This is a genomic window from Streptomyces sp. NPDC003042, from assembly GCF_053591315.1.
Genome location: NZ_JBSFTP010000112.1, coordinates 1 through 14,994 on the forward strand (window position 1 = coordinate 1; position 14,994 = coordinate 14,994).

The following is a 14,994-nucleotide window of genomic DNA, read 5'->3' on the forward strand; positions in this document are numbered from 1 at the left end:
AGCCCGTCGACAGCCACTGATCGCTCTCCGCCCTCGTCCAGTCGGCGCCCGGGAGGGAGACGCGGAAGGCGCTGGGCGCGTCGGCCTCGTTGGGCTCCCGGCACCCGCCGGGACGTTTCTGCTGGGCTTGGCCGCTCGGGACTAGATGTCCTCGTGCGCCACCGCACGACGGGCATCCGCGTCCAGCACGCCCCAGCTGATCAGCTGCTCGGTCAGGACCGAGGGGGACTGGTCGTAGATGACGGCCAGGGTGCGCAGGTCGTCCTGACGGATCGACAGCACCTTGCCGTTGTAGTCGCCGCGCTGACTCTGGATCGTCGCGGCGTACCGCTGGAGCGGGCCGGCCTTCTCGGCGGGCACGCCCGCCAGGCGCTCCAGGTCGAGGCGCAGCTTCGGCGGCGGCTCGGCCGCTCCGCCGGGCGTGGTGCCCGGCAGCAGCTCCTGCACCGGAACCCCGTAGAAGTCCGCCAGCTCGGCGAGGCGCTGGACGGTCACGGCGCGGTCTCCGCGCTCGTAGGAGCCGACCACCACGGCCTTCCACCGGCCCTGGGACTTCTCCTCGACACCGTGGAGGGAAAGGCCCTGCTGGGTGCGGATGGCGCGGAGCTTGGCCCCGAGCTGTTTGGCGTATTCGCTGGACATAACGCTCCCGGACGCTGTGACGCTGTGACGACATGGACGCTGTGACGACATGGACCACGTGACGACATGGCCCACGTGCGGCTCCGCCGCGCGGCTGGTAACTCACTGTGAGGTTACGCAGCGTTACGTGGATGCGTCAAGCCGAATGGTCTTCAACCCCCACTTACGAGGGCCCGCGCCCGCTCCCGATGCGGGGGACCGGACGTCCCCCTGGTACCGTGGAGCGCGTAATTCAGACGTCCTTTAAGGTCCGTCCCGTGAGGCGGAGAAGGAGGTCCTTTTCATGGACAGCCAGACTTTCCAGCTTTCAGAGGCCGGCGAAGCGATGCGCCCCGTACTGGAGGCGCAGGACATCGCCCGGGTCCTGACCCGTATCGCCCACGAGATCGTCGAACGCGCCAAGGGCGCCGACGACGTGGTGCTCCTCGGCATTCCCACCCGCGGTGTGTACCTTGCCCGCCGGCTGGCCGCCAAGCTCGAAGAGATCACCGGATCGAAGATTCCGGTCGGCTCCCTCGACATCACCATGTACCGCGACGACCTGCGCCTGAAGCCCGCCCGGGCCATCGGCCGCACCGAGATCCCCGGCGACGACATCGACGGCCGTCTCGTGGTCCTCGTCGACGACGTGCTCTTCTCCGGCCGCACCATCCGGGCCGCCCTCGACGCGCTCGGCGCCCTCGGCCGGCCCCGCGCCGTGCAGCTCGCGGTCCTCGTCGACCGGGGCCACCGCGAACTGCCGATCCGCGCCGACTACGTAGGCAAGAACCTCCCCACCTCGCTGCGGGAGACCGTCAAGGTCCAGCTCCAGGAGGAGGACGGCCGAGACGCCGTACTGCTCGGCCAGCGGACCGCCCAGGCAGCCGGGCAGTAGCCCTACCCGGGTGCCGGACCCCCCCTGCGGGGTCCGCGCCGGAGTCCGCCCTGCCCGCACCGCCCAGCCCGTCAGCCTGCCTGACAGCCGCCCTCCCGACCTACGGAGCCATCCAGATGAAGCGCCACCTCATCTCGGCCGCCGATCTCACGCGCGACGACGCCGTCCTGATCCTCGACACCGCCGAGGAGATGGCCCGTGTCGCGGACCGGCCGATCAAGAAGCTGCCCACCCTGCGCGGCCTCACCGTCGTCAACCTCTTCTTCGAGGACTCCACCCGCACCCGGATCTCCTTCGAAGCGGCCGCCAAGCGGCTGTCCGCCGACGTCATCAACTTCTCCGCCAAGGGCTCCTCGGTCTCCAAGGGCGAATCCCTGAAGGACACCGCGCTGACCCTGGAGGCCATGGGCGCCGACGCGGTCGTCATCCGCCACCACGCCTCCGGCGCCCCCTACCGGCTCGCGACCTCCGGCTGGATCGACTCCGCCGTGGTCAACGCCGGGGACGGCACCCACGAACACCCCACCCAGGCCCTGCTCGACGCCTTCACCATGCGCCGCCGCCTGGTCGGCCGGGACGCCGGGCTCGGCAAGGACCTCGCAGGCCGCCGCATCACCATCGTGGGCGACGTCCTGCACAGCCGGGTCGCCCGCTCCAACGTGCAGCTGCTGCACACCCTCGGCGCCGAGGTCACCGTCGTGGCCCCGCCCACGCTGGTCCCGATCGGCGTCGAGAGCTGGCCCTGCGAGGTCTCGTACCACCTCGACGAGGTGCTGCCGAAGTCCGACGCGGTCATGATGCTGCGTGTGCAGCGCGAACGCATGAACGCCGCCTTCTTCCCGACCGAGCGCGAGTACTCCCGCCGCTACGGGCTGAACGGCGAGCGCATGGCGAAGATGCCCGAGCACGCCATCGTCATGCACCCCGGCCCGATGAACCGCGGCATGGAGATCACCGCCGAGGTAGCCGACTCCGACCGCTGCACGGCCGTCGAGCAGGTCGCCAACGGCGTGTCCACCCGGATGGCCGTCCTGTACCTGCTGCTCGGCGGATCCGAGCCCGCCGTCGCCACCACCCCCGCCGCGCGCACCGAGGAGAACCAGTAAAGATGAGCAAGATCCTGATCCGTGGCGCGAAGGTACTCGGTGGCGAGGCGCAGGACGTCCTGATCGACGGCGAGACCATCGCGGAGGTCGGCACGAACCTCGAAGCCGGCGACGCCACCGTCATCGAGGCCGAGGGGCAGACCCTCCTCCCCGGCCTCGTCGACCTCCACACCCACCTGCGCGAGCCCGGCCGTGAGGACAGCGAGACCGTCCTCACCGGCACCCGCGCGGCTGCCTCCGGCGGCTACACCGCCGTCTTCGCCATGGCGAACACCTTCCCGGTCGCCGACACCGCCGGCGTCGTCGAGCAGGTGTGGCGCCTGGGCAAGGAGTCCGGCTACTGCGACGTGCAGCCCATCGGCGCCGTCACCGTCGGCCTGGAGGGCAAGCAGCTCGCCGAGCTGGGCGCCATGCACGACTCAGCCGCCCGCGTCACCGTCTTCTCCGACGACGGCAAGTGCGTCGACGACGCCGTGATCATGCGCCGCGCCCTGGAGTACGTGAAGGCCTTCGGCGGCGTCGTCGCCCAGCACGCCCAGGAGCCCCGCCTGACCGAGGGCGCGCAGATGAACGAGGGCGTCGTCTCCGCCGAACTCGGTCTCGGCGGCTGGCCGGCCGTCGCCGAGGAGTCGATCATCGCCCGCGACGTCCTCCTCGCCGAGCACGTCGGCTCCCGCGTGCACATCTGCCACCTCTCCACCGCCGGCTCCGTCGAGATCGTCCGCTGGGCCAAGTCCCGCGGCATCGACGTCACCGCCGAGGTCACCCCGCACCACCTCCTCCTCACCGACGAGCTCGTCCGCTCGTACAACGCGGTCTACAAGGTCAACCCGCCGCTGCGCACCGAGCGCGACGTGCTGGCCCTGCGCGAGGCGCTCGCCGACGGCACCATCGACATCGTCGCCACCGACCACGCCCCGCACCCGCACGAGGACAAGGACTGCGAGTGGGCCGCGGCCGCGATGGGCATGGTGGGCCTGGAGACCGCGCTCTCCGTCGTCCAGCAGACGATGGTGGAGACCGGACTGCTCGACTGGGCGGGCGTCGCGGAGCGGATGTCCTTCGCCCCGGCCCGTATCGGCGGCCTGGCGGCCCACGGCCGTCCCGTCTCGGCAGGTGAACCCGCGAACCTGACCTTGGTCGATACCTCGTACCGTGGTGTCGTGGACCCCGCACACTTCGCCTCCCGCAGCCGCAACACGCCTTACGAGGGCCGTGAGCTGCCGGGTCGCGTCACTCACACCTTCCTGCGGGGCCGGGCAACGGTCGTGGACGGGAAACTGGCGTGACACCTGCAGTAATCCAACTGGCCGCCGAGGCCGCCGAACGACAGTCGGCCGAGGTGACCGAGTTCGGCGCACGCATCGCGTGGGTGATCGGTCTGGTCGTCTTCATCGCGTTCGTGTACTGGCTGATGCGCCAGGGCTGGAAATGGCGCGGCGCTCTGCAGAACGACCTGCCGGAGCTGCCCGCCGCCCCCGACGGCCTCCCCGAGCACCGGCTGGCCCTGACCGGCCGCTACCACGGGTCCACCACCGCCGGGCAGTGGCTCGACCGGATCGTCGCCCACGGTCTGGGCGTCCGCAGCCGGGTCGAGCTCACGCTCACCGACGCGGGCCTCGACGTGGTCCGTCCGGGGGCCACCGACTTCTTCGTACCGGCCGCGCAACTGCGCGGCGCCCGCCTCGACAAGGGAATCGCGGGCAAGGTACTCACCGAGGGCGGTCTGCTCGTCGTCACCTGGGCGCACGGCGACAAGCTGATCGACTCCGGATTCCGCTCCGACCGCGCGGCCGAACACGCCGCCTGGGTCGAAGCAGTCAACCTCATGAACTCATCCACCACCACGGAAGGCGCCGCACGATGACGACCTCCACCAGGGGAGCAGCCAAAGCTCCCGCCGTACTCGTCCTGGAGGACGGTCGGATCTTCCGCGGCCGTGCCTACGGCGCTGTGGGGGAGACCTTCGGCGAGGCCGTGTTCTCCACCGGCATGACCGGATACCAGGAGACCCTCACCGACCCGTCGTACCACCGGCAGGTCGTCGTGATGACCGCCCCGCACGTGGGCAACACCGGCGTCAACGACGAAGACCCCGAGTCCTCCCGCATCTGGGTGGCCGGGTACGTCGTGCGCGACCCCGCCCGCGTCCCCTCCAACTGGCGCTCGCAGCGCTCGCTGGACGAGGAGCTGCTCACGCAGGGCGTCGTCGGGATCTCCGGCATCGACACCCGCGCCCTGACCCGCCACCTGCGCGAGCGCGGCGCCATGCGCGTCGGCATCTTCTCCGGAGCTTCGATCACGGCCGACGGCGCGCTGCTCGCCCGCGTACGGCAGGCCCCGCAGATGAAGGGCGCGAACCTCGCCGCCGAGGTCGCCACCAAGGAGGCCTACGTCGTCCCCGCGATCGGTGAGAAGAAGTTCACCGTCGCCGCCGTGGACCTCGGCATCAAGGGCATGACCCCGCACCGGATGGCCGAGCGCGGCATCGAGGTGCACGTGCTGCCCGCCACCGCCACCGTCGAGGACGTCTACGCGGTCCAGCCGGACGGCGTCTTCTTCTCCAACGGCCCGGGCGACCCGGCCACCGCCGACGGCCCCGTCGCCGTCATGCGGGGCGTCCTGGAGCGCAAGACCCCGCTCTTCGGCATCTGCTTCGGCAACCAGATCCTCGGCCGCGCGCTCGGCTTCGGCACGTACAAGCTGAAGTACGGCCACCGCGGCATCAACCAGCCGGTGCAGGACCGCACCACCGGCAAGGTCGAGGTCACCGCGCACAACCACGGCTTCGCCGTCGACGCGCCCCTCGACAAGATCTCCGAGACCGCCTACGGCCGCGCCGAGGTCTCCCACGTCTGCCTGAACGACCAGGTCGTCGAAGGCCTCCAGCTGCTCGACCAGCCGGCCTTCAGCGTCCAGTACCACCCCGAGGCGGCTGCCGGCCCGCACGACGCCGCGTACCTCTTCGACCGCTTCACGTCTTTGATGGAAACCGCCCAGATGGAGGCCGATCGTGCCTAAGCGCACCGATATCCAGTCCGTCCTGGTCATCGGCTCCGGCCCGATCGTCATCGGCCAGGCCGCCGAGTTCGACTACTCCGGCACCCAGGCCTGCCGCGTCCTCAAGGCCGAGGGCCTGCGCGTCATCCTGGTGAACTCCAACCCCGCGACGATCATGACCGACCCGGAGATCGCCGACGCCACGTACGTCGAGCCGATCACCCCCGAGTTCGTCGAGAAGATCATCGCGAAGGAGCGCCCCGACGCGCTGCTCCCGACCCTCGGCGGCCAGACCGCGCTGAACACCGCCATCTCCATGCACGAGCAGGGTGTGCTGGAGAAGTACGGCGTCGAGCTCATCGGCGCCAATGTCGAGGCCATCAACAAGGGCGAGGACCGCGACCTCTTCAAGGGCGTCGTCGAGGCCGTCAAGGCCAAGATCGGCTACGGCGAGTCCGCCCGCTCGGTCATCTGCCACACGATGGACGACGTCATCAAGGGCGTCGACATCCTCGGCGGCTACCCCGTCGTCGTGCGCCCCTCCTTCACGATGGGCGGCGCCGGCTCCGGCTTCGCCCACGACGAGGAAGAGCTGCGCCGCATCGCCGGCCAGGGCCTCACGCTCTCCCCGACCACCGAGGTGCTCCTGGAGGAGTCCATCCTCGGCTGGAAGGAGTACGAGCTGGAGCTGATGCGCGACACCAAGGACAACGTCGTCGTCGTCTGCTCCATCGAGAACTTCGACCCGATGGGCGTCCACACCGGCGACTCGATCACCGTCGCCCCGTCGATGACGCTCACCGACCGCGAGTACCAGCGGCTGCGCGACATCGGCATCGCGATCATCCGCGAGGTCGGCGTCGACACCGGCGGCTGCAACATCCAGTTCGCGATCGACCCGGTCGACGGCCGCGTCATCGTCATCGAGATGAACCCGCGCGTCTCGCGCTCCTCGGCCCTCGCGTCGAAGGCCACCGGCTTCCCGATCGCCAAGATCGCCGCCAAGCTGGCCATCGGCTACACGCTCGACGAGGTCCCCAACGACATCACCGAGAAGACGCCGGCCTCCTTCGAGCCGTCCCTCGACTACGTCGTCGTCAAGGCCCCGCGCTTCGCCTTCGAGAAGTTCCCGCTCGCCGACTCCACCCTCACCACCACCATGAAGTCGGTGGGCGAGGCCATGGCCATCGGCCGCAACTTCACCGAAGCGCTCCAGAAGGCCCTGCGCTCCCTGGAGAAGAAGGGCTCGCAGTTCACCTTCGTCGGCGAGCCCGGCGAGAAGGACGAGCTCCTCGCCGCCGCCGCGCGTCCCACCGACGGCCGCATCAACACCGTCATGCAGGCCATCCGCGCCGGCGCCACCCAGGAAGAGGTCTTCGAGTCCACGAAGATCGACCCCTGGTTCGTCGACCAGCTCTTCCTGATCAAGGAGATCGCGGACGACCTGGCCGCCGCCGAGAAGCTCGACCCCGAGCTGCTCGCCGAGGCCAAGCGCCACGGCTTCTCCGACGTCCAGATCGCCGAGATCCGGGGCCTGCGCGAGGACGTCGTCCGCGAGGTCCGCCACGCGCTGGGCGTCCGCCCCGTCTACAAGACGGTCGACACCTGCGCCGCCGAGTTCGCCGCCAACACCCCGTACTTCTACTCGTCCTACGACGAGGAGTCCGAGGTCGCCCCGCGCGAGAAGCCCGCGGTCATCATCCTGGGCTCCGGCCCGAACCGCATCGGCCAGGGCATCGAGTTCGACTACTCCTGCGTCCACGCCTCCTTCGCCCTCAGCGACGCCGGCTACGAGACCGTGATGGTCAACTGCAACCCCGAGACCGTCTCCACGGACTACGACACCTCCGACCGCCTGTACTTCGAGCCGCTGACGCTCGAAGACGTGCTGGAGATCGTCCACGCCGAGACCCTGGCGGGCCCCATCGCCGGCGTCATCGTCCAGCTCGGCGGCCAGACCCCCCTCGGTCTCGCCCAGGCACTCAAGGACAACGGCGTCCCCGTCGTCGGCACCCCGCCCGAGGCCATCCACGCCGCCGAGGACCGCGGCGCCTTCGGGCAGGTCCTCGCCGACGCCGGACTGCCCGCCCCCAAGCACGGCACCGCCACCACCTTCCCGGGTGCGAAGGCCATCGCCGACGAGATCGGGTACCCGGTCCTCGTCCGCCCGTCCTACGTGCTCGGCGGCCGCGGCATGGAGATCGTCTACGACGAGACCCGCCTGGAGTCGTACATCGCCGAGTCCACCGAGATCAGCCCCACCCGGCCGGTCCTGGTCGACCGCTTCCTCGACGACGCGATCGAGATCGACGTCGACGCCCTCTACGACGGCACCGAGCTCTACCTCGGCGGCGTCATGGAGCACATCGAGGAAGCCGGCATCCACTCCGGCGACTCCGCCTGCGCCCTGCCCCCGATCACCCTCGGCGGCTACGACATCAAGCGCCTGCGCGCCTCCACCGAGGCCATCGCCAAGGGCGTCGGCGTCCGCGGCCTGATCAACATCCAGTTCGCGATGGCGGGTGACATCCTCTACGTCCTGGAGGCCAACCCGCGCGCCTCCCGGACCGTTCCCTTCACCTCGAAGGCGACCGCCGTCCCGCTCGCGAAGGCCGCCGCGCGCATCTCGCTCGGCACCACCATCGCCGAGCTGCGCGCCGAGGGCATGCTCCCGAAGACCGGCGACGGCGGAACCCTGCCGCTCGACGGGCCGATCTCCGTCAAGGAGGCCGTCATGCCGTGGTCGCGCTTCCGCGACATCCACGGCCGCGGCGTCGACACCGTCCTCGGCCCGGAGATGCGCTCCACCGGCGAGGTCATGGGCATCGACTCCGTCTTCGGCACGGCGTACGCCAAGTCCCAGGCCGGCGCCTACGGCCCGCTGCCGACCAAGGGCCGCGCGTTCATCTCCGTCGCCAACCGCGACAAGCGCTCGATGATCTTCCCGGCGCGCGAGCTCGTCGCCCACGGCTTCGAACTGCTCGCCACCTCGGGCACCGCCGAGGTGCTGCGCCGCAACGGCATCAACGCCACCGTCGTGCGCAAGCTCAGCGAGGGCGAGGGCCCGGGCGGCGAGAAGACCATCGTCCAGCTGATCCACGACGGTCAGGTCGAGCTGATCGTCAACACCCCGTACGGCACCGGCGGCCGCCTCGACGGCTACGAGATCCGCACGGCGGCCGTGGCGCGCGGCGTCCCGTGCCTGACCACGGTCCAGGCGCTCGCCGCGGCCGTGCAGGGCATCGACGCGCTCAAGGGAGGCGACGTGGGCGTCTGCTCCCTCCAGGAGCACGCGCAGCGTCTGACGGCGGCCCGCGACTAGGCAGTGCTGTAAAGAGCAGGCGTACAGCCCGTAGAAGGGGAGGGGGACACCGGTTTCGCGACGGGTGTCCCCCTCTTCATGAGCGCAGAGGGATCTTCAAACTGATGTACAAACTGTTCTTCAACCTGGTCTTCAAGCGGATGGACCCGGAGCAGGCCCACTACCTGGCCTTCCGCTGGATCCGTCTCGCGGCCCGTACTCCGGTGCTGCGTACCTTCGTCGCGGCCGTCCTCGCCCCCCGCCACAAGGAACTGCGCACGGAGGCCCTCGGCCTGCGGATGCACGGCCCCTTCGGGCTCGCGGCGGGCTTCGACAAGAACGCCGTCGCCATCGACGGCATGTCGATGCTCGGCTTCGACCACGTCGAGATCGGCACGGTCACGGCCGAGGCGCAGCCCGGCAACCCGAAGAAGCGCCTCTTCCGGCTCGTGCCGGACCGCGCGCTGATCAACCGCATGGGCTTCAACAACGAGGGCTCGGCGGCCGTCGCGGAGCGCCTGGCCGCCCGCAAGGAAGTCTTCCGGACCGTCGTCGGCGTCAACATCGGCAAGACGAAGGTCGTCCCGGAGGAGGAGGCGGTGGCGGACTACGTCGCCTCCACCGAACGCCTCGCCCGCCACGCGGACTACCTCGTCGTGAACGTCTCCTCGCCCAACACCCCCGGGCTCCGCAACCTCCAGGCGACCGAGTCCCTGCGCCCGCTGCTGACCGCCGTACGGGAAGCCGCGGACCGCGTGGTCACCGACCGCCGGGTCCCGCTGCTCGTCAAGATCGCCCCGGACCTGGCCGACGAGGACGTCGACGCGGTCGCCGACCTGGCGCTGGAACTGGGCCTGGACGGCATCATCGCCACCAACACCACGATCGCGCGCGAGGGCCTGGGCCTGAAGTCCGGCCCGTCCCTGGTGAAGGAGACCGGCGGCCTGTCCGGCGCCCCCGTCAAGGAGCGCTCCCTGGAGGTCCTGCGCCGCCTGTACGCCCGTGTGGGGGACCGTCTGGTCCTCGTGGGCGTCGGGGGCATCGAGAACGCCGAGGACGCCTGGCAGCGCATCCTGGCGGGCGCCACCCTGATCCAGGGCTACAGCGCCTTCATCTACGAGGGCCCGTTCTACGCCCGCTCCCTCCACAAGGGCCTGGCCGCGCGCCTGGCCGCCAGCCCGTACGCGACCCTCGCGGAAGCGGTGGGCGCCGAGACCCGAAAGGCCGCCCTGTGAGCCCGGTCAGCCACCTCAGCCCCGTGACCCCCTTCGGCACCCGTCTGCGCTCCGCCATGGACGCGCGCGGGCCGCTGTGCGTCGGCATCGACCCGCACGCCGCCCTGCTGGCCCAGTGGGGCCTGAAGGACGACATCGAGGGCCTGGAGCGCTTCTCCCGCACCGTCGTGGAGGCCCTGGCGGAGGAGGTCGCGGTCTTCAAGCCGCAGGCCGCCTTCTTCGAGCGGTTCGGCTCGCGCGGCGTCGCCGTGCTGGAGCGCACCGTGGCCGACGCGCGGGCCGCGGGCACGCTGGTCGTGATGGACGCCAAGCGCGGCGACATCGGCTCGACGATGGCCGCGTACGCCTCGGCCTTCCTGGACCCGTCCTCGCCGCTGTTCTCGGACGCGCTGACGGTCTCCCCGTACCTGGGCTACGGCTCGCTGAAGCCGGCGGTGGACCTGGCGCGGGAGTCGGGCGCGGGCCTGTTCGTGCTGGCCCTCACCTCGAACCCGGAGGGCGCGGAAGTCCAGCGGGCGCTGCGCGAGGACGGCCGGAGCATCGGCGCGACGATGCTGGCGCACCTGGCGGCGGAGAACGCGGGTGCCTCTCCGATGGGCTCCTTCGGTGCGGTGGTCGGCGCGACGCTCGGCGACCTGTCCACCTTCGACCTGGACATCAACGGCCCCCTGCTCGCTCCGGGCATCGGCGCGCAGGGCGCCACCGCGGCCGATCTGCCGGGGGTCTTCGGCTCGGCCGTGCGCAACGTCGTCCCGAACGTGTCGCGCGGTGTCCTCAAGCATGGCCCGGACGCGGCCGCGCTGCGCGCGTCGGCGAAGCGGTTCGCGGACGAGATCCGCGCCGCCGTGTCCGCGTAGCCGCCGTTCAGCGACGCCGTCGGACGGGCGCGGGGGACGGCCTGACGGAATTCGAACGTCTTTCCCCGGACAAAACCGGGGTAGTTTGTCCGTGATGTACGGTTCAGTGGAGGCTGACCAGGACTTTTCGTCCGTTCTCGCTGACTGGAGCGGCCTTGGACGCTAGTCTCCGACCAGAGTGAACGAACAGCGAACGAGTACCACCGCTGTTCGGGACCTCGCCTGGCGTGGTGCCTTCGGGCTCGCGCCGGTCCGTATCCGACAGTTCGACATCCGAGGTGACGTAGGCGTGGCTCTTCCGCCCCTTACCCCTGAACAGCGCGCAGCAGCGCTCGAAAAGGCCGCCGCGGCTCGCCGGGAGCGGGCCGAGGTGAAGAATCGACTCAAGCACTCCGGCGCCTCCCTCCATGACGTCATCAAGACGGGTCAGGAGAACGACGTCATCGGCAAGATGAAGGTCTCCGCCCTTCTGGAGTCGCTGCCCGGCGTCGGCAAGGTCCGCGCCAAGCAGATCATGGAGCGCCTCGGCATCTCCGAGTCCCGGCGTGTCCGAGGTCTCGGTTCCAACCAGATCGCCTCTCTGGAGCGCGAGTTCGGCGGTAGCGGCGCCTGAGGCGCCGCCCGAAGTGCTCCCGGCGTTCTCAGGCAGTCCTGAGAACCTGGATAATCGCTCTATGGCAGCAGAGGTTCGTCCGCGGCTGACCGTGCTCTCCGGCCCTTCGGGGGTCGGCAAGAGCACGGTCGTCGCGCATATGCGCAAGGTCCACCCCGAGGTATGGCTTTCGGTGTCGGCCACCACCCGCAAGCCGCGGCCTGGTGAGCGACACGGAACCCACTACTTCTTCGTCAACGACGACGAGTTCGACAAGCTGATCGCCAATGGCGAGCTGCTGGAGTGGGCCGAATTCGCGGGCAACCGCTACGGCACACCGCGCGGCGCGGTACTGGAACGCCTGGGCAACGGCGAGCCGGTGCTGCTGGAGATCGACCTCCAGGGCGCCCGGCTGGTCCGTGCGTCCATGTCCGACGCCCAGCTGGTCTTTCTCGCTCCTCCGAGCTGGGACGAACTGGTCCGCCGCCTGACCGGCCGCGGTACCGAATCGCCCGAGGTCGTCGAGCGCCGGCTGGACACCGCCAAGATCGAACTCGCTGCCGAGTCCGAGTTCGACATCACCCTGGTCAACACCTCCGTCGAGGACGTAGCGCGTGAGCTGCTAGCCTTGATGAAAGTTGTTTGATCGTTGATCGATGTCATGTCGATCGATGCCTGAACTTTCACCCATCTTCGGAAGGTAGAGCGTGTCCTCTTCCATCACTGCGCCCGAGGGCATCATCAACCCGCCGATCGACGAGCTGCTCGAGGCTACTGACTCGAAGTACAGTCTCGTGATCTACGCGGCCAAGCGCGCGCGTCAGATCAACGCGTACTACTCCCAGCTGGGCGAGGGCCTGCTGGAGTACGTCGGCCCGCTGGTGGACACCCACGTCCACGAGAAGCCGCTTTCGATCGCGCTGCGCGAGATCAACGCGGGTCTGCTGACCTCCGAGGCCATCGAGGCCCCGGCTCAGTAAGGCACAGAGAAATCCTTTCACCACAGGCCCGGCAGAACATCTGCCGGGCCTGTGGTGTGTCATAGGCGGACAGATGGATCCTGAAGGGGAGTACGTGGTGGGTAAGCCGAAGGTCGTGCTGGGCGTCAGCGGCGGAATCGCCGCGTACAAGGCCTGCGAGCTGCTGCGCCGACTGACCGAGTCGGGGCACGACGTACGCGTGGTGCCCACGGCGGCATCGCTGAACTTCGTCGGCGAGGCCACTTGGGCCGCGCTGTCCGGGAAGCCGGCCTCCACCGAGGTCTGGGAGAGCGTCGACGAGGTGCCGCACGTACGCATCGGCCAGTCGGCCGACCTCGTCGTCGTCGCCCCGGCCACCGCGGACCTGCTGGCCAAGGCTGCCCACGGACTGGCCGACGACCTGCTCACGAACACGCTGCTCACGGCCCGCTGTCCGGTGGTCTTCGCACCCGCGATGCACACCGAGATGTGGGAGCACCCCGCCACCCAGGAGAACGTCGCCACGCTGCGCCGGCGCGGCGCCGTCGTCATCGAGCCCGCCGTCGGCCGGCTCACCGGCGCGGACACCGGCAAGGGGCGGCTCCCCGACCCCGACGAGATCTTCGAGGTCTGCCGCCATATCTTGAGGAGGCACGGTCTCGGCGGGCACGGCCGGGCGAGCGGCACCGGCGAGCCGGATCTGGTCGGGCGGCACGTGGTCATCAGCGCCGGCGGTACGCGCGAACCCCTGGACCCGGTCCGCTTCCTCGGCAACCGCTCCTCCGGCAAGCAGGGCTACGCGCTCGCCCGCACCGCCGTCGCGCGCGGGGCCAGGGTCACCCTGATCGCCGCGAACACCGCGCTGGCCGACCCGGCGGGGGCCGACGTCGTACGGGTGGGCACGGCCCTGCAACTGCGGGAGGCGGTGCTGAAGGCGGCCGCGGACGCCGACGCCGTGGTGATGGCCGCGGCCGTGGCCGACTTCCGGCCGGCCCGCTACGCCGACGGCAAGATCAAGAAGAAGGACGGCCAGGACCCGGAACCGGTGGCCCTCGTCCGCAATCCCGACGTCCTCGCGGAGATCTCCGCCGACCGCGCCCGCGAGGGGCAGGTCGTGGTCGGCTTCGCCGCCGAGACCGACGACGTACTCGCCAACGGCCGGGCCAAGCTCCTGCGCAAGGGCTGCGACCTGCTCGTGGTCAACGAGGTGGGCGAGGCCAAGACCTTCGGTTCGGAGGAGAACGAGGCGGTCGTCCTGGCCTCCGACGGCAGTGAGACGCCAGTGCCCTATGGTCCGAAGGAAGCGCTGGCCGAGGTCATTTGGGACCAGGTGGCCTCGCGACTCGCACCGCGCAGTGAGCCCCGACACGCCTGAGTGCCGCCCTTCTCGGCGGCGGTCCCGTACGCCAGAATGGAGTGTCGCAGGTCACACGGCTCCCATAAGGCGAGACGGGTGGTCCGGTGAGGGGTCGCGACCGATAAACTGCCCCTGGAACGTGATCGGGCGCAGCCCCCGGTGTGGTTCCGCCCATGATCAGCCAGCAGCCGCTGCAACCCCAGGGAGCGTTGTGTCCCGTCGCCTGTTTACCTCGGAGTCCGTGACCGAGGGTCACCCCGACAAGATCGCTGACCAGATCAGCGACACGATCCTCGACGCGCTCCTCACCGAGGACCCGACCTCGCGTGTGGCCGTGGAGACCCTCATCACCACCGGTCTCGTGCACATCGCGGGCGAGGTGACGACGAAGGCGTACGCGCCGATCGCCCAGCTCGTACGCGACAAGATCCTCGAGATCGGCTACGACTCCTCGAAGAAGGGCTTCGACGGCGCCTCCTGTGGCGTGTCGGTGTCCATCGGTGCCCAGTCCCCGGACATCGCGCAGGGCGTCGACACCGCCTACGAGAAGCGCGTCGAGGGCGATGAGGACGAGCTCGACAAGCAGGGCGCGGGCGACCAGGGCCTGATGTTCGGCTACGCCTGCGACGAGACGCCCGAGCTGATGCCGCTCCCGATCCACATCGCGCACCGGCTCTCGCGCCGCCTGTCCGAGGTCCGCAAGAACGGGACGATCCCGTACCTGCGCCCCGACGGCAAGACCCAGGTCACCATCGAGTACGACGGCGACAAGGCCGTGCGCCTGGACACGGTCGTCGTGTCCTCGCAGCACGCCGCGGACATCGACCTGGACTCGCTGCTCGCTCCCGACATCCGCGAGTTCGTCGTCGAGCACGTGCTGGCGCAGCTCGTCGAGGACGGCATCAAGCTGGACACCGAGGGCTACCGGCTGCTGGTGAACCCGACCGGGCGCTTCGAGATCGGCGGCCCGATGGGTGACGCGGGTCTGACCGGCCGCAAGATCATCATCGACACGTACGGTGGCATGGCCCGCCACGGCGGCGGCGCCTTCTCCGGCAAGGACCCGTCCAA

General features: G+C 70.0%; 14 protein-coding genes. 13 read left to right on the forward strand and 1 reads right to left on the reverse strand.

All coding sequences use genetic code 11. The features are described from left to right. Nucleotides 1–141 precede the first annotated feature (141 nt). Entirely contained in the window at nucleotides 142–642 is a 501-nt protein-coding gene (bldD, locus tag ACWDYJ_RS33550; RefSeq protein WP_007263032.1) for a transcriptional regulator BldD, read from the reverse strand. Between the two features lie 283 nt (nucleotides 643–925). Between bldD and pyrR the strand changes: the two genes are divergently transcribed. The 13 genes from pyrR to metK all read left to right on the forward strand — a co-directional run. Then, nucleotides 926–1,516 carry a bifunctional pyr operon transcriptional regulator/uracil phosphoribosyltransferase PyrR gene (pyrR, locus tag ACWDYJ_RS33555; RefSeq protein WP_451569388.1) on the forward strand — a complete coding sequence of 197 codons (591 nt, stop codon included), beginning with the start codon at nucleotides 926–928 and terminating at the stop codon, nucleotides 1,514–1,516. 116 nt (nucleotides 1,517–1,632) lie between these two features. After that, entirely contained in the window at nucleotides 1,633–2,622 is a 990-nt protein-coding gene (locus tag ACWDYJ_RS33560) for an aspartate carbamoyltransferase catalytic subunit (RefSeq protein WP_451569389.1), read from the forward strand. Nucleotides 2,623–2,624: 2 nt separating this feature from the next. Further along, the gene (locus tag ACWDYJ_RS33565; protein ID WP_451569390.1) at nucleotides 2,625–3,911 is read left to right on the forward strand and encodes a dihydroorotase; all 1,287 of its coding nucleotides are present in this window, start codon (nucleotides 2,625–2,627) and stop codon (nucleotides 3,909–3,911) included. Continuing rightward, nucleotides 3,908–4,489 (forward strand): PH-like domain-containing protein, encoded by a 582-nt coding sequence (locus tag ACWDYJ_RS33570; RefSeq protein WP_451569391.1) that lies wholly within the window; start codon nucleotides 3,908–3,910, stop codon nucleotides 4,487–4,489. Before ACWDYJ_RS33565 ends, ACWDYJ_RS33570 begins: the two co-directional genes overlap by 4 nt. Then, the gene (gene carA / locus ACWDYJ_RS33575) at nucleotides 4,486–5,643 is read left to right on the forward strand and encodes a glutamine-hydrolyzing carbamoyl-phosphate synthase small subunit (RefSeq protein ID WP_451569392.1); all 1,158 of its coding nucleotides are present in this window, start codon (nucleotides 4,486–4,488) and stop codon (nucleotides 5,641–5,643) included. The genes ACWDYJ_RS33570 and carA overlap by 4 nt, the downstream gene beginning before the upstream one ends. After that, on the forward strand, nucleotides 5,636–8,944 hold the full coding sequence (gene carB / locus ACWDYJ_RS33580; protein ID WP_451569393.1) for a carbamoyl-phosphate synthase large subunit: 3,309 nt from the start codon (nucleotides 5,636–5,638) through the stop codon (nucleotides 8,942–8,944). Before carA ends, carB begins: the two co-directional genes overlap by 8 nt. Before the next feature lie 104 nt (nucleotides 8,945–9,048). After that, a complete protein-coding gene (locus tag ACWDYJ_RS33585; RefSeq protein WP_451569394.1) occupies nucleotides 9,049–10,158 on the forward strand; it encodes a quinone-dependent dihydroorotate dehydrogenase in 1,110 nt (369 codons plus the stop codon). Beyond that, a complete protein-coding gene (gene pyrF, locus ACWDYJ_RS33590; RefSeq protein ID WP_451569395.1) occupies nucleotides 10,155–11,015 on the forward strand; it encodes an orotidine-5'-phosphate decarboxylase in 861 nt (286 codons plus the stop codon). The genes ACWDYJ_RS33585 and pyrF overlap by 4 nt, the downstream gene beginning before the upstream one ends. Nucleotides 11,016–11,304: 289 nt before the next feature. Next, nucleotides 11,305–11,628: an integration host factor gene (locus tag ACWDYJ_RS33595; protein WP_030234009.1), complete on the forward strand. Its 324-nt coding sequence runs from the start codon at nucleotides 11,305–11,307 to the stop codon at nucleotides 11,626–11,628. Nucleotides 11,629–11,689: 61 nt separating this feature from the next. After that, a complete protein-coding gene (gmk, locus tag ACWDYJ_RS33600; RefSeq protein WP_451569396.1) occupies nucleotides 11,690–12,253 on the forward strand; it encodes a guanylate kinase in 564 nt (187 codons plus the stop codon). Between the two features lie 61 nt (nucleotides 12,254–12,314). Continuing rightward, complete coding sequence (gene rpoZ, locus ACWDYJ_RS33605) at nucleotides 12,315–12,587, forward strand: DNA-directed RNA polymerase subunit omega (RefSeq protein ID WP_004948662.1); 273 nt, start codon at nucleotides 12,315–12,317, stop codon at nucleotides 12,585–12,587. A gap of 97 nt (nucleotides 12,588–12,684) precedes the next feature. Then, nucleotides 12,685–13,941 carry a bifunctional phosphopantothenoylcysteine decarboxylase/phosphopantothenate--cysteine ligase CoaBC gene (coaBC, locus tag ACWDYJ_RS33610; RefSeq protein WP_451569397.1) on the forward strand — a complete coding sequence of 419 codons (1,257 nt, stop codon included), beginning with the start codon at nucleotides 12,685–12,687 and terminating at the stop codon, nucleotides 13,939–13,941. 193 nt (nucleotides 13,942–14,134) lie between these two features. Then, on the forward strand, nucleotides 14,135–14,994 hold an 860-nt coding region (gene metK, locus ACWDYJ_RS33615; protein WP_451569398.1), incomplete at its 3' end, for a methionine adenosyltransferase.

Bases quoted from the DNA above. Each gene is read 5' to 3' on its own strand.
- bldD (WP_007263032.1), bottom strand. From the start codon at position 642: ATGTCCAGCGAATACGCCAAACAGCTCGGGGCCAAGCTCCGCGCCATC.
- pyrR (WP_451569388.1), top strand. From the start codon at position 926: ATGGACAGCCAGACTTTCCAGCTTTCAGAGGCCGGCGAAGCGATGCGC.
- ACWDYJ_RS33560 (WP_451569389.1), top strand. From the start codon at position 1,633: ATGAAGCGCCACCTCATCTCGGCCGCCGATCTCACGCGCGACGACGCC.
- ACWDYJ_RS33565 (WP_451569390.1), top strand. From the start codon at position 2,625: ATGAGCAAGATCCTGATCCGTGGCGCGAAGGTACTCGGTGGCGAGGCG.
- carA (WP_451569392.1), top strand. From the start codon at position 4,486: ATGACGACCTCCACCAGGGGAGCAGCCAAAGCTCCCGCCGTACTCGTC.
- ACWDYJ_RS33585 (WP_451569394.1), top strand. From the start codon at position 9,049: ATGTACAAACTGTTCTTCAACCTGGTCTTCAAGCGGATGGACCCGGAG.
- gmk (WP_451569396.1), top strand. From the start codon at position 11,690: ATGGCAGCAGAGGTTCGTCCGCGGCTGACCGTGCTCTCCGGCCCTTCG.